Annotated in this window: 26 protein-coding genes and 1 pseudogene; 18 read left to right on the top strand and 9 right to left on the bottom strand. The window is 72.7% G+C overall.

Annotated elements, in window-relative coordinates:
* Nucleotides 1-154: 154 nt before the first annotated feature.
* From ACFY10_RS15260 to ACFY10_RS15220, 9 genes and pseudogenes are all read left to right on the top strand, one after another.
* Nucleotides 155-439 (top strand): annotated as a pseudogene (locus ACFY10_RS15260) (gas vesicle protein); the annotation flags it as partial.
* Nucleotides 440-482: 43 nt separating this feature from the next.
* The gene (gvpJ, locus tag ACFY10_RS15255) at nucleotides 483-899 is read left to right on the top strand and encodes a gas vesicle protein GvpJ (RefSeq protein ID WP_390665545.1); all 417 of its coding nucleotides are present in this window, start codon (nucleotides 483-485) and stop codon (nucleotides 897-899) included.
* The gene (locus tag ACFY10_RS15250) at nucleotides 896-1,666 is read left to right on the top strand and encodes a GvpL/GvpF family gas vesicle protein (RefSeq protein WP_390665544.1); all 771 of its coding nucleotides are present in this window, start codon (nucleotides 896-898) and stop codon (nucleotides 1,664-1,666) included. Before gvpJ ends, ACFY10_RS15250 begins: the two co-directional genes overlap by 4 nt.
* Before the next feature lie 4 nt (nucleotides 1,667-1,670).
* Nucleotides 1,671-1,934 (top strand): gas vesicle protein GvpG, encoded by a 264-nt coding sequence (locus ACFY10_RS15245; protein WP_390665543.1) that lies wholly within the window; start codon nucleotides 1,671-1,673, stop codon nucleotides 1,932-1,934.
* Nucleotides 1,931-2,173 carry a hypothetical protein gene (locus ACFY10_RS15240; protein ID WP_390665542.1) on the top strand — a complete coding sequence of 81 codons (243 nt, stop codon included), beginning with the start codon at nucleotides 1,931-1,933 and terminating at the stop codon, nucleotides 2,171-2,173. The genes ACFY10_RS15245 and ACFY10_RS15240 overlap by 4 nt, the downstream gene beginning before the upstream one ends.
* Nucleotides 2,170-2,496: a gas vesicle protein gene (locus ACFY10_RS15235; RefSeq protein ID WP_390665541.1), complete on the top strand. Its 327-nt coding sequence runs from the start codon at nucleotides 2,170-2,172 to the stop codon at nucleotides 2,494-2,496. Before ACFY10_RS15240 ends, ACFY10_RS15235 begins: the two co-directional genes overlap by 4 nt.
* A complete protein-coding gene (locus ACFY10_RS15230) occupies nucleotides 2,493-3,248 on the top strand; it encodes a GvpL/GvpF family gas vesicle protein (protein WP_390665540.1) in 756 nt (251 codons plus the stop codon). The genes ACFY10_RS15235 and ACFY10_RS15230 overlap by 4 nt, the downstream gene beginning before the upstream one ends.
* The gene (locus ACFY10_RS15225) at nucleotides 3,245-3,433 is read left to right on the top strand and encodes a gas vesicle protein (protein ID WP_390665539.1); all 189 of its coding nucleotides are present in this window, start codon (nucleotides 3,245-3,247) and stop codon (nucleotides 3,431-3,433) included. The genes ACFY10_RS15230 and ACFY10_RS15225 overlap by 4 nt, the downstream gene beginning before the upstream one ends.
* Entirely contained in the window at nucleotides 3,430-3,714 is a 285-nt protein-coding gene (locus ACFY10_RS15220) for a gas vesicle protein K (RefSeq protein ID WP_390665538.1), read from the top strand. Before ACFY10_RS15225 ends, ACFY10_RS15220 begins: the two co-directional genes overlap by 4 nt.
* On the opposite strand, the gene ACFY10_RS15215 is transcribed toward ACFY10_RS15220, so the two are convergent.
* The 3 genes from ACFY10_RS15215 to ACFY10_RS15205 all read right to left on the bottom strand — a co-directional run bounded on the left by ACFY10_RS15215 (nucleotide 3,715) and on the right by ACFY10_RS15205 (nucleotide 6,342).
* Nucleotides 3,715-3,885, bottom strand: coding sequence for a hydrophobic protein (locus ACFY10_RS15215; protein ID WP_390665537.1), 171 nt, complete (start codon nucleotides 3,883-3,885; stop codon nucleotides 3,715-3,717). It lies immediately after the preceding gene.
* Nucleotides 3,886-3,927: 42 nt separating this feature from the next.
* The gene (locus tag ACFY10_RS15210; protein WP_390665536.1) at nucleotides 3,928-4,749 is read right to left on the bottom strand and encodes a class I SAM-dependent methyltransferase; all 822 of its coding nucleotides are present in this window, start codon (nucleotides 4,747-4,749) and stop codon (nucleotides 3,928-3,930) included.
* 99 nt (nucleotides 4,750-4,848) lie between these two features.
* The gene (locus ACFY10_RS15205) at nucleotides 4,849-6,342 is read right to left on the bottom strand and encodes a bifunctional phosphatase PAP2/diacylglycerol kinase family protein (RefSeq protein ID WP_390665535.1); all 1,494 of its coding nucleotides are present in this window, start codon (nucleotides 6,340-6,342) and stop codon (nucleotides 4,849-4,851) included.
* Between the two features lie 71 nt (nucleotides 6,343-6,413).
* Here ACFY10_RS15205 and ACFY10_RS15200 point away from each other — a divergent pair, with 71 nt between their 5' ends.
* From ACFY10_RS15200 to ACFY10_RS15190, 3 genes are all read left to right on the top strand, one after another.
* Nucleotides 6,414-7,070: a histidine phosphatase family protein gene (locus ACFY10_RS15200; protein ID WP_390665534.1), complete on the top strand. Its 657-nt coding sequence runs from the start codon at nucleotides 6,414-6,416 to the stop codon at nucleotides 7,068-7,070.
* A 340-nt stretch (nucleotides 7,071-7,410) separates the two neighbouring features.
* Complete coding sequence (locus tag ACFY10_RS15195; RefSeq protein ID WP_390665533.1) at nucleotides 7,411-9,030, top strand: ABC-F family ATP-binding cassette domain-containing protein; 1,620 nt, start codon at nucleotides 7,411-7,413, stop codon at nucleotides 9,028-9,030.
* Nucleotides 9,031-9,181: 151 nt separating this feature from the next.
* Complete coding sequence (locus ACFY10_RS15190) at nucleotides 9,182-9,454, top strand: DUF6158 family protein (RefSeq protein WP_390665532.1); 273 nt, start codon at nucleotides 9,182-9,184, stop codon at nucleotides 9,452-9,454.
* Between the two features lie 130 nt (nucleotides 9,455-9,584).
* Here the strand turns inward: ACFY10_RS15190 and ACFY10_RS15185 are convergent, their stop codons facing one another.
* On the bottom strand, nucleotides 9,585-10,025 hold the full coding sequence (locus ACFY10_RS15185) for a CBS domain-containing protein (protein ID WP_390665531.1): 441 nt from the start codon (nucleotides 10,023-10,025) through the stop codon (nucleotides 9,585-9,587).
* A gap of 139 nt (nucleotides 10,026-10,164) precedes the next feature.
* Nucleotides 10,165-10,557, bottom strand: coding sequence for a DUF2795 domain-containing protein (locus ACFY10_RS15180; RefSeq protein ID WP_390665530.1), 393 nt, complete (start codon nucleotides 10,555-10,557; stop codon nucleotides 10,165-10,167).
* 127 nt (nucleotides 10,558-10,684) lie between these two features.
* Here ACFY10_RS15180 and ACFY10_RS15175 point away from each other — a divergent pair, with 127 nt between their 5' ends.
* On the top strand, nucleotides 10,685-10,936 hold the full coding sequence (locus ACFY10_RS15175) for a hypothetical protein (RefSeq protein WP_390665529.1): 252 nt from the start codon (nucleotides 10,685-10,687) through the stop codon (nucleotides 10,934-10,936).
* 3 nt (nucleotides 10,937-10,939) lie between these two features.
* Here the strand turns inward: ACFY10_RS15175 and ACFY10_RS15170 are convergent, their stop codons facing one another.
* Nucleotides 10,940-11,818, bottom strand: a complete 879-nt coding sequence (locus ACFY10_RS15170) for an LLM class flavin-dependent oxidoreductase (RefSeq protein WP_390665528.1) — start codon at nucleotides 11,816-11,818, stop codon at nucleotides 10,940-10,942.
* Between the two features lie 270 nt (nucleotides 11,819-12,088).
* Between ACFY10_RS15170 and ACFY10_RS15165 the strand changes: the two genes are divergently transcribed.
* On the top strand, nucleotides 12,089-12,883 hold the full coding sequence (locus tag ACFY10_RS15165; RefSeq protein ID WP_390665527.1) for an RNA polymerase sigma factor SigF: 795 nt from the start codon (nucleotides 12,089-12,091) through the stop codon (nucleotides 12,881-12,883).
* Here ACFY10_RS15165 and ACFY10_RS15160 read toward each other — a convergent pair.
* Nucleotides 12,864-14,006: a GAF domain-containing protein gene (locus tag ACFY10_RS15160; protein ID WP_390665526.1), complete on the bottom strand. Its 1,143-nt coding sequence runs from the start codon at nucleotides 14,004-14,006 to the stop codon at nucleotides 12,864-12,866. The genes ACFY10_RS15165 and ACFY10_RS15160 overlap by 20 nt on opposite strands.
* A gap of 86 nt (nucleotides 14,007-14,092) precedes the next feature.
* Between ACFY10_RS15160 and ACFY10_RS15155 the strand changes: the two genes are divergently transcribed.
* From ACFY10_RS15155 to ACFY10_RS15140, 4 genes are all read left to right on the top strand, one after another.
* Nucleotides 14,093-14,812 carry an ANTAR domain-containing response regulator gene (locus ACFY10_RS15155; protein WP_390665525.1) on the top strand — a complete coding sequence of 240 codons (720 nt, stop codon included), beginning with the start codon at nucleotides 14,093-14,095 and terminating at the stop codon, nucleotides 14,810-14,812.
* 164 nt (nucleotides 14,813-14,976) lie between these two features.
* On the top strand, nucleotides 14,977-15,690 hold the full coding sequence (locus ACFY10_RS15150) for a hypothetical protein (protein WP_390665524.1): 714 nt from the start codon (nucleotides 14,977-14,979) through the stop codon (nucleotides 15,688-15,690).
* Between the two features lie 107 nt (nucleotides 15,691-15,797).
* Nucleotides 15,798-17,045: an aminotransferase class I/II-fold pyridoxal phosphate-dependent enzyme gene (locus tag ACFY10_RS15145; RefSeq protein WP_390665523.1), complete on the top strand. Its 1,248-nt coding sequence runs from the start codon at nucleotides 15,798-15,800 to the stop codon at nucleotides 17,043-17,045.
* A complete protein-coding gene (locus ACFY10_RS15140) occupies nucleotides 17,042-18,106 on the top strand; it encodes an MBL fold metallo-hydrolase (RefSeq protein WP_390665522.1) in 1,065 nt (354 codons plus the stop codon). The genes ACFY10_RS15145 and ACFY10_RS15140 overlap by 4 nt, the downstream gene beginning before the upstream one ends.
* 90 nt (nucleotides 18,107-18,196) lie before the next feature.
* Here the strand turns inward: ACFY10_RS15140 and ACFY10_RS15135 are convergent, their stop codons facing one another.
* Both ACFY10_RS15135 and ACFY10_RS15130 read right to left on the bottom strand, forming a co-directional pair.
* On the bottom strand, nucleotides 18,197-18,817 hold the full coding sequence (locus ACFY10_RS15135; protein WP_390665585.1) for a DedA family protein: 621 nt from the start codon (nucleotides 18,815-18,817) through the stop codon (nucleotides 18,197-18,199).
* Entirely contained in the window at nucleotides 18,817-19,590 is a 774-nt protein-coding gene (locus ACFY10_RS15130) for an MBL fold metallo-hydrolase (RefSeq protein WP_390665521.1), read from the bottom strand. The genes ACFY10_RS15135 and ACFY10_RS15130 overlap by 1 nt, the downstream gene beginning before the upstream one ends.
* Nucleotides 19,591-19,630 lie beyond the last annotated feature (40 nt).

Here is a 19,630-nt window from a genome sequence, read left to right as displayed (position 1 = left end):
GTTGAGACGTCAGACATCTCGATCAACAGCTCGGGGGCCTCGCTCGTTGCGCTCCTGAGCCGTCACCTGATCAGAGGCCAACTCGAAGAAGCTCACTGAATCACGCAACACGCCCAAGCCCAGCACACCCAAGCCGAGGAAACAGAACAAGACCGACGCGGCGGACGGCAGGCCGAGCCCCGTGGAATTACTGCGTGAGGCCCGCGCCCAGCTCGCCGAACTCACCGGCATGACCGCCGAGTCCGTGACGTCCTTCGAACAGACCGAGGGTGGCTGGACATTGGAGATCGAGGTCCTGGAACTGGAACGGGTCCCCGACACGATGAGCCTGCTCGCGAGCTACCGGGTGGACCTCGACGCGCAGGGCGAACTCAGCGGCTACCGGCGCGTGCGCCGCTACGAACGCGGCAGGGCCGACCCGCATTCCGGCGGCCGCTAGGCCGCCCTACGACCACACTCACGGACAAGGAGAGGCGGTCCGCATGACCGTTGTCCCGGCACAGCAGGGCGGAGGCGGCAGCAGCGGCCTGTACGACATCCTGGAACTCATCCTCGACAGAGGGCTCGTGATCGACGCCTTCGTACGTGTCTCCGTCATCGGCATCGAGATCCTGAGGATCGACGTACGCATCGTCGTGGCCAGCGTCGACACCTATCTGCGCTTCGCCGAGGCGTGCAACCGGCTCGACCTGGAGGGACGGCGTCAGACCCTGGTGCTCCCCGACCACGTCGGCGACATCACGGAGTCCGGCGCGCGCGACGCGACCAGGGGCGAGCTGTTCGACGCCCCCGGAACCATCTCCGACGCCGACCGATGGACCCGTGACGACGGCCGGGCCGAACGCCGGCCGCGCACCCGCAGGTCCACGGACCCGCGGAAGAAGGAGGAGTTGGAGTGAGTACGTACGTCTACGGCATCGCCGCCGGCTCGCATCCCGCGCTCCCCAAGGGCATGGGCGGCGTCGGCGACCCGCCCAGCCCGGTGCGCATCCTCGAGGAGGGCGAGCTGGCGGCGGTCGTGAGTGACGCCCCCGAGGGGGTGCGGCCCAAGCGCAGGGATCTGCTCGCCCACCAGAGCGTGCTCGCCGAAGCGGGCGCGGCCGGGCCCGTGCTGCCCATGCGGTTCGGCAGCGTCGCCCCGGACGACGACACCATCATCGGCGTGCTCGCCGAACGCGCCGACCACTACAAGGAGCGCCTGAGGGCGCTGGACGGCAAGGTCGAGTACAACGTCAAGGCCACGCACCAGGAAGAGGCGGTCCTGCACCGCGTACTGTCCGAGAACCCGCAGATCCGCGCCATGACCGAGGCCAACCGGCAGGCGGGCGGCGGCAGTTACGAGCAGCGCCTGCAGCTCGGCGAGATGGTCGTGGCCGCAGTCAAGGCGCGGGAGGCCGAGGACGCGGCCGAGGTGCAACGCGCCCTGGAGCCGGTCGCCGCAGCCGTGAGCGTGGGCCCCGAGTCCACCGGCCGGCTGGTCAACGTGTCCTTCCTGGTGGACCGCGAGTCGGCCGAGCTGCTTCTTACCACGGTGGAACAGGTCCGCCGGGGCCATCCGCACATCGAGCTGCACGTCCACGGCCCGCTGCCGCCGTACAGCTTCGTCGAGCCCGGCCCCGCCGAGCCCGCGGTCAGCACCGTCGGCCCGGGCGCCGCAAGGGAGTGAGGCCGTGGGACTGCTCAAGGAAATTGCCCTGCTGCCCTTCGCCCCGGTGCGTGGGAGTGCGTGGGTGATCGGACAGGTAGTGCACGAGGCGGAGCGGATCTACTGCGACCCGGCCGTCGTCAGGGCCGAACTCGCCCGGCTCGAAGAGCAGTTGGAGGCCGGTGAGATCGACGAGGAGGAGTTCGACCGGCAGGAGGACGAGCTCCTGTACCGGCTGGAGACCGGCCTGCGCGGTGGCGTGGCCACAGGCAACGGGACGGCACGATGAACCGAGTGGGACCCGGCCTCGCGGCAGGCGCCGGATACGTCCTCGGAGGTACGAAGAAGATGAAACCGGCGTTCGCGGACCCTCTCGCCGACCGCCTCCACGGACGCACCGACCGGGCCCGGCTCACGAGCGTGGCGGGCCGGGCGCCGGACCTCGGGTCCGAGGAGGACGGGGAGCCCGAAGAGGAGGAGAGTGGAGAACACGAGTACGAGTACGCCCATGGTGGGAGCCGTCGATGACCATGGCCGGCCGGCTGCCCGAGCCCTACGGGTCCAACGGCAGCGCCAACCTCGCCGACATCCTCGAGCGCGTGCTCGACAAGGGCGTCGTCATCGCCGGCGACATCCGGATCAACCTGCTCGACATCGAACTCCTCACCGTCAAACTCCGGCTCGTCGTCGCCTCCGTCGACAAGGCCAAGGAGATGGGCATCGACTGGTGGGAGACCGACCCGGCGCTGTCCTCCGGCGCCCGCCGCAATGAACTCGAGCGGGAGAACGCCGAGTTGCGTGAGCGGCTGGCCCAACTGGAGCCCGGCCGCGCCCAGGAGGAGGGCTCATGACCGGGCTACGTTACGTCTACGCCGTCTGCCGTCCCTTCGGCGCGGCCCTGCAGGCCCAGTTGACGGGTGTGGCGGGCGACCCGCCCAGAGTGCTGACCCACCACGGCCTCGTCGCCGTGGTCAGCCATGTGCCGGAGCGGGACTTCGCCGAAGCCCCGCTCCGCGCCCATCTCGAGGACCTGGACTGGCTCACCGAGACCGCCCGCCTCCACCAGGGCGTGATCGACGCCCTCACCGCCGTGACCACGCCCCTGCCCCTGCGACTCGGCACGGTCTTCAGGGACGACAGCGGCGTACGGGTCATGATCGAGGCGCGCGAGGACGGTTTCCGCCGCACTCTCGACCGGCTCGACGGGCGGGTGGAATGGGGCGTCAAGGTGTACACCGAAACCGAGCCGTCCGAAACGGACCGGCCGGCGGAGAAAGCCGCGTCGGGCCGGGAATATCTCCGCCGGCAGCGGATGCGTGCGAGGGCGCACGAGGACTTGTGGGAGAAAGCCGAGACGTTCGCCGGCCGACTGCACGCAACGCTGTCCTCGTACGCCGAGAATTCCCGGCTGCACGCCCCGCAGAATTCCGTGCTTTCCGGAGCGTCGGGGCGGAATGTGCTCAACGCCGCCTATCTGGTGCCGCGCGGCGACTCCGAGGAATTCGTGGAACTCGTGGACCGGGCGAAGGACGACGTACCGGGAATGCGTGTCGAACTCACCGGCCCCTGGGCGGCGTATTCCTTTGTGGAGGAGGGGCCGTGACCGTCGTCGAACGCCGTGAGGTCGCCCTCGTGGACCTGCTGGACCGGCTGCTGGCCGGCGGAGTCGTCGTCACGGGGGACATCACGCTGCGCATCGCGGACGTCGACCTCGTCCGCATCGACCTGAACGCACTGATCAGCTCCGTGAACGAACAAGTGCCGACGCCCTGGGGGGAGCTGCCGTGACCGCACGCCGCAACCGGCTGCACCTGGAACCCGACACCGTCGAACGCGACCTCGTCAAACTCGTCCTGACTGTCGTCGAGCTGCTGCGTCAGCTCATGGAGCGCCAGGCGCTGCGCCGCTTCGACACGGGGGACCTCACCGAGGACCAGGAGGAGCGGATCGGGCTCACGCTCATGCTGCTCGACGACCGCATGACCGAACTGCGCGAGCGCTACGGGCTGCGGCCCGAGGACCTCAATCTGGACCTCGGGCCGCTCGGGCCGCTGCTTCCCCGGGACTGACTACCAGCGGTACCAACGACCCCTGCCTCCGGCCGCTGTTGTGCCGCGCACCAGGAATCCCAGCAGCCACAGCACGACAACCGCCAGCGCAATCCACCACAGCATCTTCAGCGCGAATCCCGCGCCGAAAAGAATCAGCGCCAGAAGCAATACGAGCAGAACGGCAACCATAATTCGAACCTCCTGTTCTCCGGGTATCCCGGAAAAGGAGGTTCAGGCACCCTTTCGGCACAGAATCTCTCCGTGCAGCACACTGAACCAGCCGTCCTCCTGCGCGCCCCACTCCCGCCAGGCCTCCGACACGGCCCGCAGCTGCTCGGTCGTCGCGTGTCCGCCCGCCGTGGCCCGCTCCGCGTACGCCGACGCCAGGGTCCGGTCGGCCCACAGGCCGCTCCACCACGCCCGCTCCTGCGGCGTCGAGAAGGTCCAGGTGCCGGAGGTGGCAGTGATGTCGGTCAGCCCCGCCCGCAGCGCCCAGGACTTCAGCCGCCGCCCGGCGTCCGGCTCGCCGCCGTTGGCGCGGGCCACCCGCCGGTACAGGTCCAACCAGTCGTCCATCCCCTGGGACGCGGGATACCAGGTCATGGCCGCGTAGTCCGAGTCGCGGACGGCGATGTACCCGCCCGGCTTGGTCACCCGCACCATCTCGCGCAGCGCCTGCACCGGATCGCCGACGTGCTGCAGCACCTGGTGCGCGTGGACCACGCAGAACGTGTCGTCCGGGTGGTCGAGGGCGTGCACGTCCGCGACCGCGAAGTCGACGTTCGTCAGGCCCCGTTCGGCGGCCGTGGCCCGGGCCTGGTCCAGGATCCCCGGCGCATGGTCGACGCCGGTGACCTGCCCGTCGGGGACCAGCGCCGCCAGGTCGGCGGTGATGGTGCCCGGGCCGCAGCCGATGTCCAGGATCTTCATGTGGGGCTTGAGGGAGCCGAGCAGATAGGCCGCGGAGTTGGCGGCGGTCCGCCAGGTGTGGGAGCGCAGCACCGACTCGTGGTGCCCGTGCGTGTAGACGGCGGTCTCCTGCGGCTTCGACATGGCTGAACTCCCCTGTTCGACGTCTTGTCGGTGCGCATCACCGTACGCCCGCATGTCGAATGATGAGACCCACGTTTTGCAATATGGACTGACTGAGTGTCAGTTAGTGGTCAGGGGGCGGTACACCGTGAGCGCCTCGGGGAGCTTCTCCAGCGTCACTTCGCCCTCCGCCTCGGTGACTTCGCCGTCATGGGCGAGGAGCGTGCCGGGGGCGACGCCCGACAGGTGCAGGCGGTCCACCTGGACCGCCGCGTGGGCGGGGGAACGGGTCAGCGGGCCCGCCAGCGCGGCCGCGAGCAGCCGCAGCGCGGGACGGCGGCCGCCGTGCACCACCCGTACGTCGAGCTGCCCGTCCGCGAGGTCGAGCCGGCGGCCGGGCGCGAGGCCCATCCGGTGGTAGGTGCCGTTGCCGACGAACAGCAGCCACAGCGGGCGTGCCTGGCCGCGGAACTCCGCCTCCAGCGGATGCCGGCCCGTGCGCAGGACGCGCAGGGCCGCGAGTACCCCGGCCGGCCAGCCGCCGATCCGGCGCGACCAACGGTCCCGCTCGCGCACCAGCTCCGGGTAGACGCCCAGGCTGCAGGTGTTGAGGAAGACGCCCTGCTGCGCGCCGCAGCTGAACCGGCCGACGTCCACGCGCACCGCCTCGCCCTGCTGGACGGCCCGGCTCAGATCGCGGACGTCCTCCACCCCCAGGTCGTAGGCGAAGTGGTTCAGGGTGCCGCCGGGCAGCACCGCGAGCGGCAGGTCGTGGCGCAGGGCGACCTCGGCGGCCGTGTTGACCGTGCCGTCGCCGCCGCACACGCCGAGTACCCGGGCACGGGTCGCGGCCTTCTCCAGCTCGGCGCGGATGTCGTCCGGCCGGCATTCGACGACCTCGGCGCCGGGCAGGCCGGCCCGCAGGGCGCGCACGCGGTCGGCGGTGCCCGATGCGCCGTTGGCCACCACGACCAGGCCCTCGCCGGCCGGCAGCGCCGGGACCTCGGCGCGGGGCCGGGCCGGCGGTACGAGCTGGGCGCGGGTCGGCACCAGGCCCCGTACGGCGAAGGCGGCGCCCGCGCCCAGCGCCGCACCCGCGAGCACGTCGCTCGGGAAGTGCACCCCGGTGTACACGCGGGAGAGCGCGACGGACCAGGCGACCGGAGCCACCGCCGCACCCCAGGCCGGCGACTCCAGTGCGACGCCGGTCGCGAAGGCGGCCGCCGACGCGGAGTGCCCGGACGGGAACGAGGTGGTGATCGGCTGCCGCTTCAGCTGCCGCACCAGCGGTACGGGATCCAGGACGGGCCGGGGGCGGCGCACCGAGCGCTTGCCGAGCGTGTTGATCGTCAGCGAGGCCAGGCCGAGCGAGGCGAGACCGCGGGCGGCGGCCCGGCGCGCCCGCGGGGTACGGCTGGCCGCCATCGCTGCCGCCGCCGCGAACCACAGCATGCCGTGGTTCGCGCTCCGGCTCAGCCGGGGCAGCACCGGCTCGGCGGCCGGCCAGTTCCGCTCGGCGGCGAACTCGAAGAGACGGCAGTCGAGCGCGAGCAGCCGGTTGCGCAGCGGGTGCGGGCCGGGCTTCGGGACGGTGAGGTCGACATCGGGGCTCATGTGGTGCCGGGTACCCTGAAGTGCCCGTTTCTTGTCCTGCGGGCGGTGATCGACACCCGGAGGATCCCTGCATGCGTCTGCTCCTCATACGCCACGGTCAGACCCCCTCGAACGTCGATTTCGTGCTCGACACAGCCGTCCCTGGGCCGGGCCTGACCGCGCTCGGCGAGCAGCAGGCCGCCGCCCTCCCCGAGGCGCTCGCCGACGAGGACATCGAGGCCCTGTACGCCTCCACCCTGGTGCGTACGCAGCTCACCGCCGCCCCGCTGGCCGCCGCCCGCGGCCTCGACGTTCTGGTCCGGGACGGCATCCGCGAGCTCACCGCGGGCGACCTGGAGATGCTGCCCGGCGACACCGAGCAGGGCGCGCTCTACATGAAGACGGTGTTCGCGTGGGCGGCCGGCGACACGGAGCTGCGGATGCCGGGCGGCGAGAGCGGCGCCGAGGCGCTCGCCCGCTACGACGCCGTCGTCGCCGAGGCCGCGGGCAACGGAGCCGGGACGGTCGCCATGGTCAGCCACGGCGCGGCCATCCGCATGTGGACCGCGGCCCGCGCCGACAACGTCGACGTCCCCTTCGCCGCCGCCCGCCCCCTCGACAACACCGGCGTGGTGATCCTGGAGGGCTCGCCCGCAGACGGCTGGAAGGCCCTGTCATGGGCGGGCGCCGTGGTGGCCCCGGAGGGTGAGGGCGGACCTGCGGGGCGTCCCCTCGGCGAGACCGCATAAGCGTTTGCCCGACCGCGGCACGGCTGGTGTGGTGCTCCTGGAAGGCTTGCCCAGCGACGGCTGGAAGGTCCCGTCCTCGGCGGGCGCCGTGGTGGCCCCCGGCGGGTGAGGGCGGACCTGCGGGGCGTCCTCTCGGCGAGACCGCATAAGCGTTTGCCCGACCGCGGCACGGCTGGTGTGGTGGTCCTGGAAGGCTTGCCCAGCGACGGCTGGAAGGTTCCGTCCTCGGCGGGCGCCGTGGTGGCCCCCGGCGGGTGAGGGCGGACCTGCGGGGCGTCCTCTCGGCGAGACCGCATAAGCGTTTGCCCGACCCCCGCCGCGGCCCGCAGAATGCCTCCTCATGGGACATCTGGAAGCCGCGCACCTCGAGTACTACCTCCCCGACGGGAGGGCGCTGCTCGGCGATGTGTCCTTCCGGGTGGGCGAAGGGGCCGCCGTGGCCCTCGTCGGACCCAACGGCGCCGGCAAGACGACCCTGCTGCGGCTGATCTCCGGCGAGCTGAAACCGCACGGCGGCACCGTCACCGTCAGCGGCGGCCTCGGCGTGATGCGCCAGTTCGTGGGGTCCGTACGGGACGAGACGACCGTACGGGACCTGCTGGTGTCCGTGGCGCCGCCGCGCATCCGCGAGGCCGCGCAGGCTGTCGACAAGGCCGAGCACGGCATCATGACCGTCGACGACGAGGCCGCCCAGCTGCAGTACGCGCAGGCCCTCGCCGACTGGGCCGAGGCGCGCGGGTACGAGGCGGAGACCCTGTGGGACATGTGCACCACGGCCGCGCTCGGGGTGCCGTACGAGAAGGCGCAGTTCCGGCAGGTGCGCACGCTGTCCGGCGGTGAGCAGAAGCGGCTGGTGCTGGAGGCGCTGCTGCGCGGCACCGACGAGGTGCTGCTGCTCGACGAGCCCGACAACTACCTCGACGTGCCCGGCAAGCGCTGGCTGGAGGAGCGGCTGAAGGAGACCCGCAAGACGGTCCTCTTCGTCTCCCACGACCGTGAACTCCTCGCCCGCGCCGCCGAGAAGATCGTGTCGGTGGAGCCTTCTCCGGCCGGGGCCGACGCCTGGGTGCACGGTGGCGGCTTCGCCACGTACCACGACGCCCGGCGCGAACGCTTCGCCCGTTTCGAGGAGTTGCGCAGGCGCTGGGACGAGAAGCACGCCCAGCTGAAGAAGCTGGTCCTGAACCTCCGGCAGGCCGCCTCCATCAGCCATGAGCTGGCCTCCCGCTACCAGGCCGCGCAGACCCGTCTGCGCAAGTTCGAGGAGGCCGGCCCGCCGCCCGAGCCGCCGCGCGAGCAGGACATCAGGATGCGCCTCAAGGGCGGCCGCACCGGTGTAAGGGCCGTCACCTGCAAGGGACTTGAGCTCACCGGCCTGATGAAACCGTTCGACCTGGAGGTCTTCTACGGCGAGCGGGTCGCCGTCCTCGGCTCCAACGGCTCCGGCAAGTCGCACTTCCTGCGGCTGCTGGCCGGCGACGAGGTGGCACACACGGGGGAGTGGAAGCTCGGGGCGCGGGTCGTGCCCGGGCACTTCGCGCAGACCCACGCCCATCCCGAGCTCCAGGGCCGCAAGCTTCTGGACATCCTGTGGCAGGAGCACTCCCAGGACCGGGGCGCGGCGATGTCCCGCCTGCGCCGCTACGAGCTGACGGCCCAGGCCGAGCAGACCTTCGACCGCCTGTCCGGCGGTCAGCAGGCCCGCTTCCAGATCCTGCTCCTGGAGCTGGAGGGCGTCACGGCCCTGCTGTTGGACGAGCCGACCGACAACCTCGACCTGGAGTCCGCGGAGGCACTTCAGGAGGGCCTGGAGGCCTTCGACGGCACGGTGCTCTCGGTGACGCACGACCGCTGGTTCGCGCGCTCGTTCGACCGCTACCTGGTCTTCGGCAGCGACGGTCGCGTGCGCGAGACCGCCGAGCCGGTGTGGGACGAGCGGCGTGTGGAGCGGGTGCGGTAGGGGCCGGCCGGACGGGCCGACTGGGCCGACCGGCGTTCGCAAGCAGCGCTCGGGGCCCGGGATGTTCGTAGAGTGGAGGCAGAAGGCGAGATCCATGGCTCCCCCCGGATGCCGCTTGGGACTGTGCCCACCGGGCGGGTACCCGGACCGCATGGACGAATACGACGAGCGGGGTACCACCATGACCGGAGTCGACCCCAGCCGGCTGGACGACCAGCAGCTCATGAAGGAGCTGGAGACGATCCACCGCACGCGCCACGACACGCTGCTCTACGGCTCCATCGACGCGCTGCGGGCCCACAACGATCGCATGGCCCAGCTGGAGGGCGAGTACCTGCGCCGCAATCCCCGGCGCATGGTGGCCGCGGGCCGCACCCGCGAAGGCGCCCGGGAACGCCGGTGCGGGGAGTCCGCGACGCCCTGAATCCGCCGTGCCTGCCGGCTGGTGGCTGGTGACCAGCTTGCCGGTGCCCTTGTTGTCGATCTTCACCGCCGTACGCACGTCCCACAGCGCGGTCGCCTCGTGCGCCGCGGCGCCGCGGCCTGGTCCCGGCTCATTCGGTGCCCCGGCCGTCCGGCACGGCACGGCTGATCTCGGCGAGCGCCGAGTCCGGGTCCTGCACCGCGGCCAGATCACCGAGGCTCACCATCCCGACCGGCAGCCCGTCCTCGACGACCGGCAGCCGGCGTACGGAGTGTGCGCGCATGAGCGCCACGGCGGCTGAGACGGGGTCGTCCGGGCCGACCAGCACCGGATCCGGGGTGCACACGGACTGTGCGCTCACCGTCAGCGGATCGGCGCCGTCCGCCACCGCCCGCACCGTGATGTCACGGTCGGTGAGCACCCCGACGACCTGCTGCCCGTCGGCCACCAGCACATCGCCGATGCCCTGCGCCCGCATCAGCTGCGCCGCCTCGACGAGTGACGCGTCCGGGCGGACGGCGACCACGCCCGGCGTCATGACCTCCCTGACGAAATCAGCCAGCACTGCCATCACTGTGGGTTCTTCCTCCGTTCCCGGCCTGTGGCCGTCGTCGGTCTGACGCCGCCCGCAGTACCCCTGGGCCGGGGGACCATGCGTCGCGGTGGACTCCTCGTACTCCGGCAGGCCGCAGGATCCTGCCGTGCCGGGGCTATGCCCGTCGCTCCCGCGCGGCCCCGGCGAGGGCCTCCGCCAGTGCCTGGACGGTCGTGTAGCGCGCCGCTCGGGGCAACCGCTCCACGGGGTCGACCAGGGCGTCGGGCGCGTACACCCGGCGCAGTGCGCGGGCGAGTTCGCGGGGGCCTGCGGGGAACGCGTGGCGGCTCAGGTGCCGGGCCAGTTCCGTGCGGACTGCGACCAGGGACGCGGGGGAGCGTCCCGGTGCGATCGGACCGCCCGCGACCTCCGGGTCGTCCTCGGCGGTGGGCTCCGGGTCGTGCCATTCCTCGGTCCGCGTGGGGTGCCCGGACCGGAGCAGACCCTGCAGTTCGTGCTTCATCTCCTCGTCACGGTGGACGCTCAGCCGGTCACTGCCTCGCTGCATGACTCCCTCCAGATCTTCGGGGTGGACACCGCGTACCCGAAGACCGGAGGCCGACACAGGGTTTGCGCCCCGAAAGCCGGGAACCCGTCACCCGCCCTCCACGCACATCCTCGGGGAGGAATCGGCCATGGCACTGCTCGCCGTGATCATCCCGCTTCTCATGCTCGGCTTGGTGCTCGCACTGGGCCGTTACGAGGAGCTTCTGCTGCCCGTGAAGAAGGCCGACCCGAGCGATGACGCCCTGGCCGACCCGCTCGGCGCGACGGTGCCACTCCCGATCCTGCGCAGCCCGCGACGCCCGGCCCGAGTGGTTGCTTCAGAAACGAACCCGACCCGGCCCACGCGTCGGAGGCGACGCCGGCACGCTTCTCCGCACTGATCCTCAGCCCCGCCGCCCGACCGCCGCCAGCACGGCCTCCAGCTGACCGAGCGGCTCCGCGCCGGCGATCCGCAGAACGACCGTGTCCGCACCGGCCGCAGCTAGCTCGCCGATCCGTTCGGAAGCCTGAGAGGCAGGCCCCGAGACGGTGAACACCTCGTTCTGGGGACGGCCGAGCCAGGCGGCGTGACCCTCGATGTGCGGGTGCAGGGCGTCGGCCACCTCGTCGGGGTCGTCACCGACGGAGGCGAAGGCGAAAACCGTCAGGGTGTGGTCGGGCCCGGCGCCGCCCTTGGACGTCAGCGCACGGGCGTTGTCCAGGTCGCCCGGGCCGTGGCCCTCGGTGATCACGGTGCCGTCCGCGACCCGGCCGGACAGTTCGAGGGAGCGGGGGCGTACGACGCCCGCGACCACCGGCGGCGCCTCGGCCGGCGGATGCACCAACCGGACGCCATCCAGGCGGACTTCACGTCCCGCCGGCTCCACCCGCTCCCCGCGCAGCAGGGCCCGCACCGCGGTGATCGTCTCCTCCAGCAGGGCGAGCGGCGAGCGCGGCGCAACGCCCACCTGGGCCATCCACTCCCGCACACCGTGCCCGATCCCGGCCACGAGCCGCCCCGGGAACACCCGCGCCAGCGTGGCCAGTTCCATTGCCAGCAGCGCCGGGCTGCGCAACGGGGCGGGCGCGATGCCGATGCCCACCCGGAGGCGTTCCGTCGCTCCCAGCGCCACGGCCGCCGCCGACACCCCGCCGGTCCACCCGAGGTCCTCGACCACCCACAGGTCGTCCACCCCGAGAGCCTCGGCCCGCCGCGCGAACCCGGGCAGCCCTTCCGGCGCCCAGTCGCGGTCGTACATCACACCGATCCGTACGTTCGTCATGCCCGGAACCTATGTGCCGGTGACATGACGATCAACGGCGTTTCCCGGGAGCGGAATCGCCCTTCAGGATGGAGGCGGCCGTCGCCTCCATCCGCTCGCGGGTGTTTGCGGCCCATAGCCGGGGGCAGGCGCAATTGCAGTGCTTCGGACAGGAGGCACGTCCGTGGGAGCGGCTTTGAGCCGCCCCGGCCGCGCCTGTCTCGAACGCGCGGCCGCACTCCCACGGTGACCGTCCACCCCAGAGCACCTTCAAGGGAGTTGCGACGCACCATGCCCACCAAAGTGAGCGCGAAGCACCACCCGCACGACGACGCCCCCGACACCGCAGAGGCGTTCCGTAAGCTCGCCACGCTCCCCGCGGGCCAGCAGCGTGACACGCTGCGCGAGCAGGTCGTCGAGGCCTGGCTGCCGATGGCCGAACGTCTCGCGGGACGCTTCCGCAGCCGCGGCGAGAGCTTCGAGGACCTGCGGCAGGTTGCCGCCCTCGGCCTGGTCAAGGCCGTCGACCGGTACAACCCCGAACTCGGCAACGCCTTCGAGAGCTACGCCGTACCCACCATCACCGGCGAGATCAAACGGCACTTCCGCGACCACATGTGGACCCTGCACGTACCGCGCCGGGTCCAGGACCTGCGCAACCGCGTCCGGTTCGCCTCCCAGGACCTCGCCCAGACCATCTCCGGCCGCAGGCCCACCGTCGCGGAGATCGCCGAGCACGCCAACATGAGCGAGGAGGACGTCCTGGTCGGACTGGAGGCGCTGGAGAGCTTCACCGCGCTCTCGCTCGACGCCGAACTGCCCGGCAGCGAGGACGGCTACTCCCTGAGCGACGCCCTCGGTTCGCCCGACCCCGCGCTGGACGCGGTGGTGGACCGCGAGGCGGTCAAGCCCCGGCTGGCCGCGCTGCCCGAGCGGGAGCGGGCCATCCTGTACATGCGGTTCTTCGGCGATATGACGCAGAGCCGCATCGCCGAGCAGCTCGGGATCTCCCAGATGCATGTGTCGCGGCTGATCAGCCGGTGCTGCACGCGGATGCGGGACCAGATCATGCGCGAGGTCGCATAGCCAGCGCCAGATGGCGGGACATCATGTCCAGCGCCTGCGCCTCCGCCATCGAGAACGCCAGGCGGGGCCCGCAACGGAACAACGTGAGCACCCCGCGCACGGCGCCTCCGTCCTTCAGGGGCACGCACAGCAGTGATGTGACGTTCGCCTGTACGAGGACGGGGACGCCGGGGGCGCCAGGGGTGCCGGGGGTGCCCGTCGCGGTCCGGCCGAAGGCGTCCGGGTCCGGCGGACGGATCTGCAGGGCCGGGGACCCGGTCCGTGCCGCCTCGACGACGAGGGGGCAGTCGGCCGGATCCTGTGCTTCGAGCGCGGCCGCGTTCCCGTCCGACGGGGCCAGTACGGCCGTACGCGACAGGCCGCCCGTCCCCGCGTCGGCGATCACCCAGTCGGCGAACCTGCCGTGCAGGACCCGCGCCGCCGCCTCCAGGACGGTCTGCCGGTCCGTGGTCAGCAGGGCCGTGGTCATCGCGTCCAGCAGGTCCATCACGGCCGCGTGCCGGGTGGCCTCGGCGAGGTCCGGGACCTGCCCGGCCGGCGGGTCCGCCGGCGTGTCCGGGCCGCTGAGTCCGCCGGGCTGGAGGACCACCAGCACCGTCGTGCGGGGCTCGCCGCTCGGGCGTACGGCCGCCAGCGTGGCGTGCACCGGGACCGAAGGCTGCTGCTGGAGGCGGACGGTGAGACTGCGGTCGCCCTCGCCGCGGGCCACCGCCGCGGCCTGGGAACGGAACGCGGCCCGGTCGGCGTGGGCCAGGAGACCGGTCAGTGGGCGGCCCGTCGCATAACCGGCGCGCACGCCGGTGAAGGCGGTCGCCGCGCCGTTCAGCCGCCGCACCACCGTCTCCTTGTCGATCAGCACGACCGGGAGCGGGAGGCGCTGGAACACGGTGCGCAGCAGGTGCTGCTCCTGACGGTCCGACGACGCCCCGGTGCGGGGCGGGCCCGCCGCCGTCAGCCGTTCGTAGCGGGGCCACAACTGGCCGACGACATGGTCGAGTTCGAAGATCGCCGCGTCCAGCACCGTGGGCAGGTCCCCGCCGGACACGGATCTCGCCGTCTTCAACTCCGCGACGCGGCGTACGAAATCCGCGAGGTCTTCCCCGAATTCGTCCGTCTGCGTCATGCGACGAACGTAGCGCGACTCCCGTTCAGGGCCACCGTTTTCGGACCCGGTGAGGGGGAAGGTGCGCGGGAGAGGAGGAGCGCACCATGCCGGACACAGGGCATCACACCCGCCGTTGGGGTACGGAGCCGGCCGAGCCCGCTCTGCCGGGGCGGCGGCTGTCGGAACTGGTCGAGGAGGCCGCGCGCTGCACCGCCGAGTGCTGCGGAGCGAGCGGCATGGTGGCCGAGGGCGGCAGCGAGCGGCCCGCCGCCGTCACCCATCCCGATCTCGCCCCGCTCGTCGCCGTGCAGCTGCGCTCCGGGGACGGACCCATCCCGGCCGCCCTGGAACACGGCGAGCCCGCCCGCTGCCCCGACCTGCTGCGCGAGGACCGCTGGCCCGACTACCGCGCCCTGGCGCTCGACTCGGGGGTGCGCTCCAGCGTCACGCTGCCCTTCCGGCGCTCCGGCCTGACGGTGACGCTCAGCCTCTACAGCTTCCGGCCCGGCGCCCTCGAGGACGCCCCGCACGGGCCCGCCCGGGCGCTCGGCGACTTCGCCCTGACGTGCCTCGTCCGCGACCGTTCCTATCGCGCCGTACTCACCGAACTCGACCAGCTCGGCACCGCCCTGCGCTCCCGTCCCCTCGTCGACCAGGCCTGCGGCATCGTCATGCACGTGCTGGGCTGCGACGCGGACGCCGCGTTCGGGGTGCTGCGCCGTATCTCGCAGGGCAGCAACCGCAAGCTGTCCGAAGTGGCGGCGGGGGTGGTCGAGCGGCGGGGGCGGGGGCTGGAGAGGGACCTGGCCGCACTGATGAACTGAGGGTCCTGACACCTGGGCGGGGCACGGGCCGTGTCACCCGCTCGGCCGTTTCCGTAGCGCGAATGGGGCTCGGCCGCGCGCGCCTTGCCGCCGGGCGGGCTGTGATGGGCTACGGGGCACGACTCAGTGCTCCTGAGAAGCCGCCCGTCGAAGGAGCCCTCCCCATGCCTCGCACCGCCCGTGTCCTGTCCGTCGCGGCCCTGACCGGCGCCACGCTCGGCTTCGCCTCGGCCGCTTACGCGGACTCGGCCGGGGAGGTCGGTCCGAGCAGCGTCTCCCCGGGCGGCCGCGTCACCGTCTCGGTCGCCTGCGAATCCACCGGCGGACCGCCGCCCGCCACCATCGACGCCGCCTGCGCGACGACGCCCCGCGGAGAGAGCAAGGCGTGGAGCGCCCCAGCCCACGTGAACCGCGATGGTGGCGAGGGTGCTGGGCGTGGTGACGGCGGTGTCGGTAGCGATGGCGGACGTGGTGACGAGGGCGGCGCCGGTGGTGGGTGGGGTGCCGATGGTGGCGCCGGTGGCGCCGGTGGCGGTGGAGGTGGTGGAGGTGGCGACGTCGGAGGTGCCGATGTCGGAGGCGGCGACATCGGCGGTGGCGGCGGCCACGGCGAAGGCCGGCCCTGCACCGAGCCGGCCCCCGACTCCTGCGGCGGCGCGGGGATGCAGGACGGGGCGGAACACGGGGGGCAGGACGGCATGGAACACGGGGTGGAACAGGGGACGCAGAACGGCAGGCAGCACGGCGTGCAGGCCGGCACGGGCGGCTCCTTCTCCGACTCCGTGCCCGCCCTCGTCGCCGGCGCCGTCCTGATCGCCGCCGCACTGGGCGCCTGCGCCTACCGGCTGTGGCCCAAGGGCTCCGTCCGGTTCCGCTGACCCGCCGGGCGACCGGCGAAACCCGAGCGCACTCCCATGCGGCAGCGGCACCCTGGGTACTCGGAGCACAGTGCCGCACACGGCACAGGGACTGCGCGGAGGTACGCATGCGGCGGACGGACCCGGAAGGCCACGGCCCCGTCCGCTACGGGCCTCCGCTTCCGGAGGACGGGCTGCCCGTACCGCCCGCGCTCACCGCCGTGCTCGCCGCGGCCGCTGCACGCGCCCACGGGGAGCCCATCGGCGGCGGACCCGAGCTGATCGAGGCCGCGTGCGGCTACTGGGAACGGCGCGGCCTGACCGCCGGAGGCGACCGTGTGGCCGCCGGCCCCGGCGCCCCCGCCCTGCTGCTCGCGCTGACCGCCGCGGTCGGCGGCGACGTCCTGGTGCCGAGGCCCTGCGCGGCCTGGTGGGCGCCGTACGCACGCCTGTTGGGCAGACCCGTCTTCCATGTGGCGACCCCGGCCGAGTGCGGTGGCGTCCCGGATCCGTACGCCCTCCTGGAGACCGTGCGCAGAGTGCGCGCCGAGGGCGGTGACCCGCGGCTGCTCGTGCTCTCGGTCGCCGACGACCCCACCGCCACCGTCGCCCCGCCCGAGTTCCTGCACGAGTGCGTCGAGGCCGCCGCCGGCGAGGGACTGCACCTGGTCAGCGACGAGACCTGGCGCGACACCCTGCACGCTCCGCACCACACCGTGCTGCTCAGCCCCGCCGAGATGCTGCCCGACCACGTCACCGTCGTCAGCGACCTGGCCGGCGCGCTGCTGCCGCCCGGCTGGCCGGCCGCGATCGCCCGCTTTCAGCCGGGCGAGGCGGGCCGCGACCTCCACGCGCGCGTGCTCGACGTGCTCACCGCGCTGGGCGCGCGGATCGCCGGGCCCGTCGCCGCCCCGGCCGCGTACGCGCTGGGGGAGCCCGAGCCCGTCACCGCGCGCGTGGCTGCCACCGTGCGCCTGCACGCGCGCGTGGCCGCCGCCGTGCACGCGGCGGTCGTCGCGGCGGGCACCCTGTCCCGTCCCCCGCAGGCCGGCCGCCACCTCTACGCCGACCTCGGCCCGCTGCGCTCCGCGCTCACCGCGCACGGCGTCGGCGACGCACAGGACCTGGAGGACTTCCTCGCCGCCCGGCTCGGGATGCCCGCACCCGGCGGCCACCGCTTCGGCGACGAACTCGGCGCCCTGCGCGTCCGCCTGTCCACCGGCCCGCTGCTGGGCCGCACGGATGAGGAACGCGCGGAATGTCTCACATCGCCCACGCCGTTGGAACTGCCACACGTGCAACGCGCGTTGAGCCATGTGAAGTCGGTCTTCGACGATCTCCGCGACGACGCTCAGCGATGGGAGCCTCCTCGATGACGCAGCAGTCCGAGTCGACCACCACCACGAGCACGAGTACGACCACCCGGGATGCCGACGAGACGGCGTCCAGGCCAGGGTTCGCGCCGGCCCTTCCGCCGCTGGCCGAACCCCGCCCGCCGGGCGAACGCCGGGTGTGGCCGCGCACCTTCCACGACCGCCTGACCGCCCCGCTGCCCGGCCTGAAGGCCATGGCCCGCTTCGCCCGCGAGGGTTCCATCCGCCCCGGACGCGAGGGCCTCGCCGACATCCCCCGGCTGCCCTTCGAACCCGCCCCGCTGCCCCGCGTCGACGCCCGCACCGTCGCCGTCTCCTGGGCGGGACACGCCAGTTGGGTCGTCCGGATCGGCGGCCTGACCGTCCTCACCGACCCGGTCTGGTCCCGCCGCATCCTCGGCACCCCCGCCCGCATCACCCCGGTCGGAGTCCCCTGGGAATCCCTGCCGCCCATCGACGCGGTCGTCATCAGCCACAACCACTACGACCACCTGGACGCCCCCACCCTGCGGCGACTCCCGCGCGACACCCCGGTGTTCGCCCCGGCGGGCCTCGCCCGCTGGTTCCGCCGCCGCCGCTTCACCGCCGTGACCGAACTGGACTGGTGGGAGGCGGCCGAACTGAACGGCGTCCGCTTCGACTTCGTCCCCGCCCACCACTGGTCCAAGCGCACCCTCACCGACGCCTGCCGCACCCTGTGGGGCGGCTGGGTCCTCACGGCCCCCGACGGCCAACGCATCTACTTCGCCGGCGACACAGGCTACGGGCACTGGTTCTCACGGATCGGCGAACGCTACCCCGGCATCGACCTCGCCCTGCTCCCGATCGGCGCCTACGACCCCCGCTGGTGGCTCAGCGACGTCCACTGCGACCCGGAGGAGGCGGTAAGGGCCGCGCAGGACTTGGGCGCGCGCAGGATGGCCCCGATGCACTGGGCCACGTTCGTACTGTCGGCAGAGCCGGTCCTGGAACCACTCACCCGCGTGCGGACGGCTTGGGAGAAGGCAGGCCTGCCCCGCGAGAACTTGTGGGACCTCCCCATCGGAGCCTCCCGGGTCCTGTAGCGCCCTATAGGGGCGCGGGGCTGTATCGATTTGCGGCTCCGCCGCGTGGGCGCGATCAACCCCCACGAACCCGCGCCCCGCAACGCACCGTCACCCTGCAGATCGAACCCGCCGCCACACACTCGGCGCCACACTGATGACCAGCGTCAGCGCCACCGCAGCGACCACGCCTTCCCAAGGCTCCGGGAACAGCGAACCACCCAGAATCCCAATCACTTGATACGTCGCAGCCCAAGCCAGGCACGCCGGCAAGTTGCCCCGAGCAAACCGCCGCAACGGCCACCGAGCCACAAGACAGGCCAACATCACCGGAATACGCCCGGCCGGCACCAGCCGGGACAGCACCAGCACCGCCACCCCGTGCTCGGCAAGTCGCGACTGCGCCTGCGCAAGCCGCGCTTCCGGCGCCCGCGCCCGAATCGCCTCCAGCCACCGCGACCCGTTCTTCGACCTCATCCCGCGCCGCCCGAGCCAGTACAGCGCCGCATCCCCCAGGAACGCGGCCAGCGACGCCGTCACGAACACCAGCGCCAACGCGAACGGCGCCGTCTGATGAAAGGCCACCACCGCCGCCGAACTCACCAGCGCCCCCGTCGGAATCACCGGCACCAGCGCCCCGAACAGCACCAGCAGGAACAGCGACGGATAGCCGATCGCCTGCTGGGTGGACTCCGGAGGCACGGTCGTCGTCGTGACGGCGGCCAGGAGCATCACCGCGCGACCTCCAGGCGCACACTCTCCCCGTGCCCGAGCCGGTGCACCGCGACATCCGGCGCGTGCTCGGCCGCGAGGCGCACGAACTCGTCGCCGGGCGCGTGGAATTCATGGGGGCGCACGGCGTCCATCCCGATCGGCCAGTACGTGCCGTAGTGCACCGGCACCGCACTGCGCGGCGCCAGCCGGGCCAGTGCCTGGGCCGCCCGCCCTGCGTCCAGATGTCCTGCGCCGAGGTACGGACCCCAGCCGCCCACCGGCAACAACGCCACGTCGACTGGCCCGACCTCCTGCGCCATCGCGTCGAACAGCCCGGTGTCCCCGGCGAAGTACGTCCGTGCCTCGCCCTCGATGACGTAGCCGAGAGCGGGGGAGCGGTGCGGTCCGAGCGGCAGCCGCCGCCCGTCGTGCCGTGCGGAAACGGCCCGTACGACCACGTCACCGACCGTCACCCGGTCACCGGGCGCCACCTCGCTCACCGTGAGATGGGTGAGCCGGCGCAACCCCGGCACGGCGCGGGATGCGCCCCGGGGCACCAGCAGGCGTGTGCCCTCGGCGAGCCGCTCCAGCGACGGAACGTGCAGGTGGTCGGCGTGCAGATGTGACACCAGCGCCGCGTCCGCGCGCCAGGCGCCGGGCGGCGGCAGCGCCCCGCGACGGCGGCGGAGATGGGCGAGGCGGCGGGCGAACAGAGGGTCGGTGAGCAGCCGTACGCCCGAGTCCGCGACCGTGCACGTCGCGTGACCCCACCAGGTGATCTCCACCGGCACCTCTTTGCCTCCTTCGCGCGACTCCCCGAAGCCTACGGGC

This window comes from Streptomyces sp. NPDC001401, from assembly GCF_042895385.1.
GTDB lineage: Bacteria > Actinomycetota > Actinomycetes > Streptomycetales > Streptomycetaceae > Streptomyces.
Note: the sequence above shows the minus strand (reverse complement) of the source record. Positions and strands in the feature narration are given on the sequence as shown.

Excerpts from the sequence above, each read along its gene's own strand:
- ACFY10_RS15190 (WP_390665532.1), top strand. The coding sequence starts at position 9,182 with ATGGACGAATACGACGAGCGGGGTACCACCATGACCGGAGTCGACCCC.
- ACFY10_RS15230 (WP_390665540.1), top strand. The coding sequence starts at position 2,493 with ATGACCGGGCTACGTTACGTCTACGCCGTCTGCCGTCCCTTCGGCGCG.
- ACFY10_RS15165 (WP_390665527.1), top strand. The coding sequence starts at position 12,089 with ATGCCCACCAAAGTGAGCGCGAAGCACCACCCGCACGACGACGCCCCC.
- ACFY10_RS15235 (WP_390665541.1), top strand. The coding sequence starts at position 2,170 with ATGACCATGGCCGGCCGGCTGCCCGAGCCCTACGGGTCCAACGGCAGC.
- ACFY10_RS15155 (WP_390665525.1), top strand. The coding sequence starts at position 14,093 with ATGCCGGACACAGGGCATCACACCCGCCGTTGGGGTACGGAGCCGGCC.
- ACFY10_RS15180 (WP_390665530.1), bottom strand. The coding sequence starts at position 10,557 with ATGCAGCGAGGCAGTGACCGGCTGAGCGTCCACCGTGACGAGGAGATG.
- ACFY10_RS15205 (WP_390665535.1), bottom strand. The coding sequence starts at position 6,342 with ATGAGCCCCGATGTCGACCTCACCGTCCCGAAGCCCGGCCCGCACCCG.
- ACFY10_RS15170 (WP_390665528.1), bottom strand. The coding sequence starts at position 11,818 with ATGACGAACGTACGGATCGGTGTGATGTACGACCGCGACTGGGCGCCG.
- gvpJ (WP_390665545.1), top strand. The coding sequence starts at position 483 with ATGACCGTTGTCCCGGCACAGCAGGGCGGAGGCGGCAGCAGCGGCCTG.
- ACFY10_RS15160 (WP_390665526.1), bottom strand. The coding sequence starts at position 14,006 with ATGACGCAGACGGACGAATTCGGGGAAGACCTCGCGGATTTCGTACGC.
- ACFY10_RS15140 (WP_390665522.1), top strand. The coding sequence starts at position 17,042 with ATGACGCAGCAGTCCGAGTCGACCACCACCACGAGCACGAGTACGACC.
- ACFY10_RS15240 (WP_390665542.1), top strand. The coding sequence starts at position 1,931 with ATGAACCGAGTGGGACCCGGCCTCGCGGCAGGCGCCGGATACGTCCTC.
- ACFY10_RS15195 (WP_390665533.1), top strand. The coding sequence starts at position 7,411 with ATGGGACATCTGGAAGCCGCGCACCTCGAGTACTACCTCCCCGACGGG.
- ACFY10_RS15200 (WP_390665534.1), top strand. The coding sequence starts at position 6,414 with ATGCGTCTGCTCCTCATACGCCACGGTCAGACCCCCTCGAACGTCGAT.
- ACFY10_RS15185 (WP_390665531.1), bottom strand. The coding sequence starts at position 10,025 with ATGGCAGTGCTGGCTGATTTCGTCAGGGAGGTCATGACGCCGGGCGTG.
- ACFY10_RS15215 (WP_390665537.1), bottom strand. The coding sequence starts at position 3,885 with ATGGTTGCCGTTCTGCTCGTATTGCTTCTGGCGCTGATTCTTTTCGGC.
- ACFY10_RS15145 (WP_390665523.1), top strand. The coding sequence starts at position 15,798 with ATGCGGCGGACGGACCCGGAAGGCCACGGCCCCGTCCGCTACGGGCCT.
- ACFY10_RS15150 (WP_390665524.1), top strand. The coding sequence starts at position 14,977 with ATGCCTCGCACCGCCCGTGTCCTGTCCGTCGCGGCCCTGACCGGCGCC.
- ACFY10_RS15135 (WP_390665585.1), bottom strand. The coding sequence starts at position 18,817 with ATGCTCCTGGCCGCCGTCACGACGACGACCGTGCCTCCGGAGTCCACC.
- ACFY10_RS15210 (WP_390665536.1), bottom strand. The coding sequence starts at position 4,749 with ATGTCGAAGCCGCAGGAGACCGCCGTCTACACGCACGGGCACCACGAG.
- ACFY10_RS15175 (WP_390665529.1), top strand. The coding sequence starts at position 10,685 with ATGGCACTGCTCGCCGTGATCATCCCGCTTCTCATGCTCGGCTTGGTG.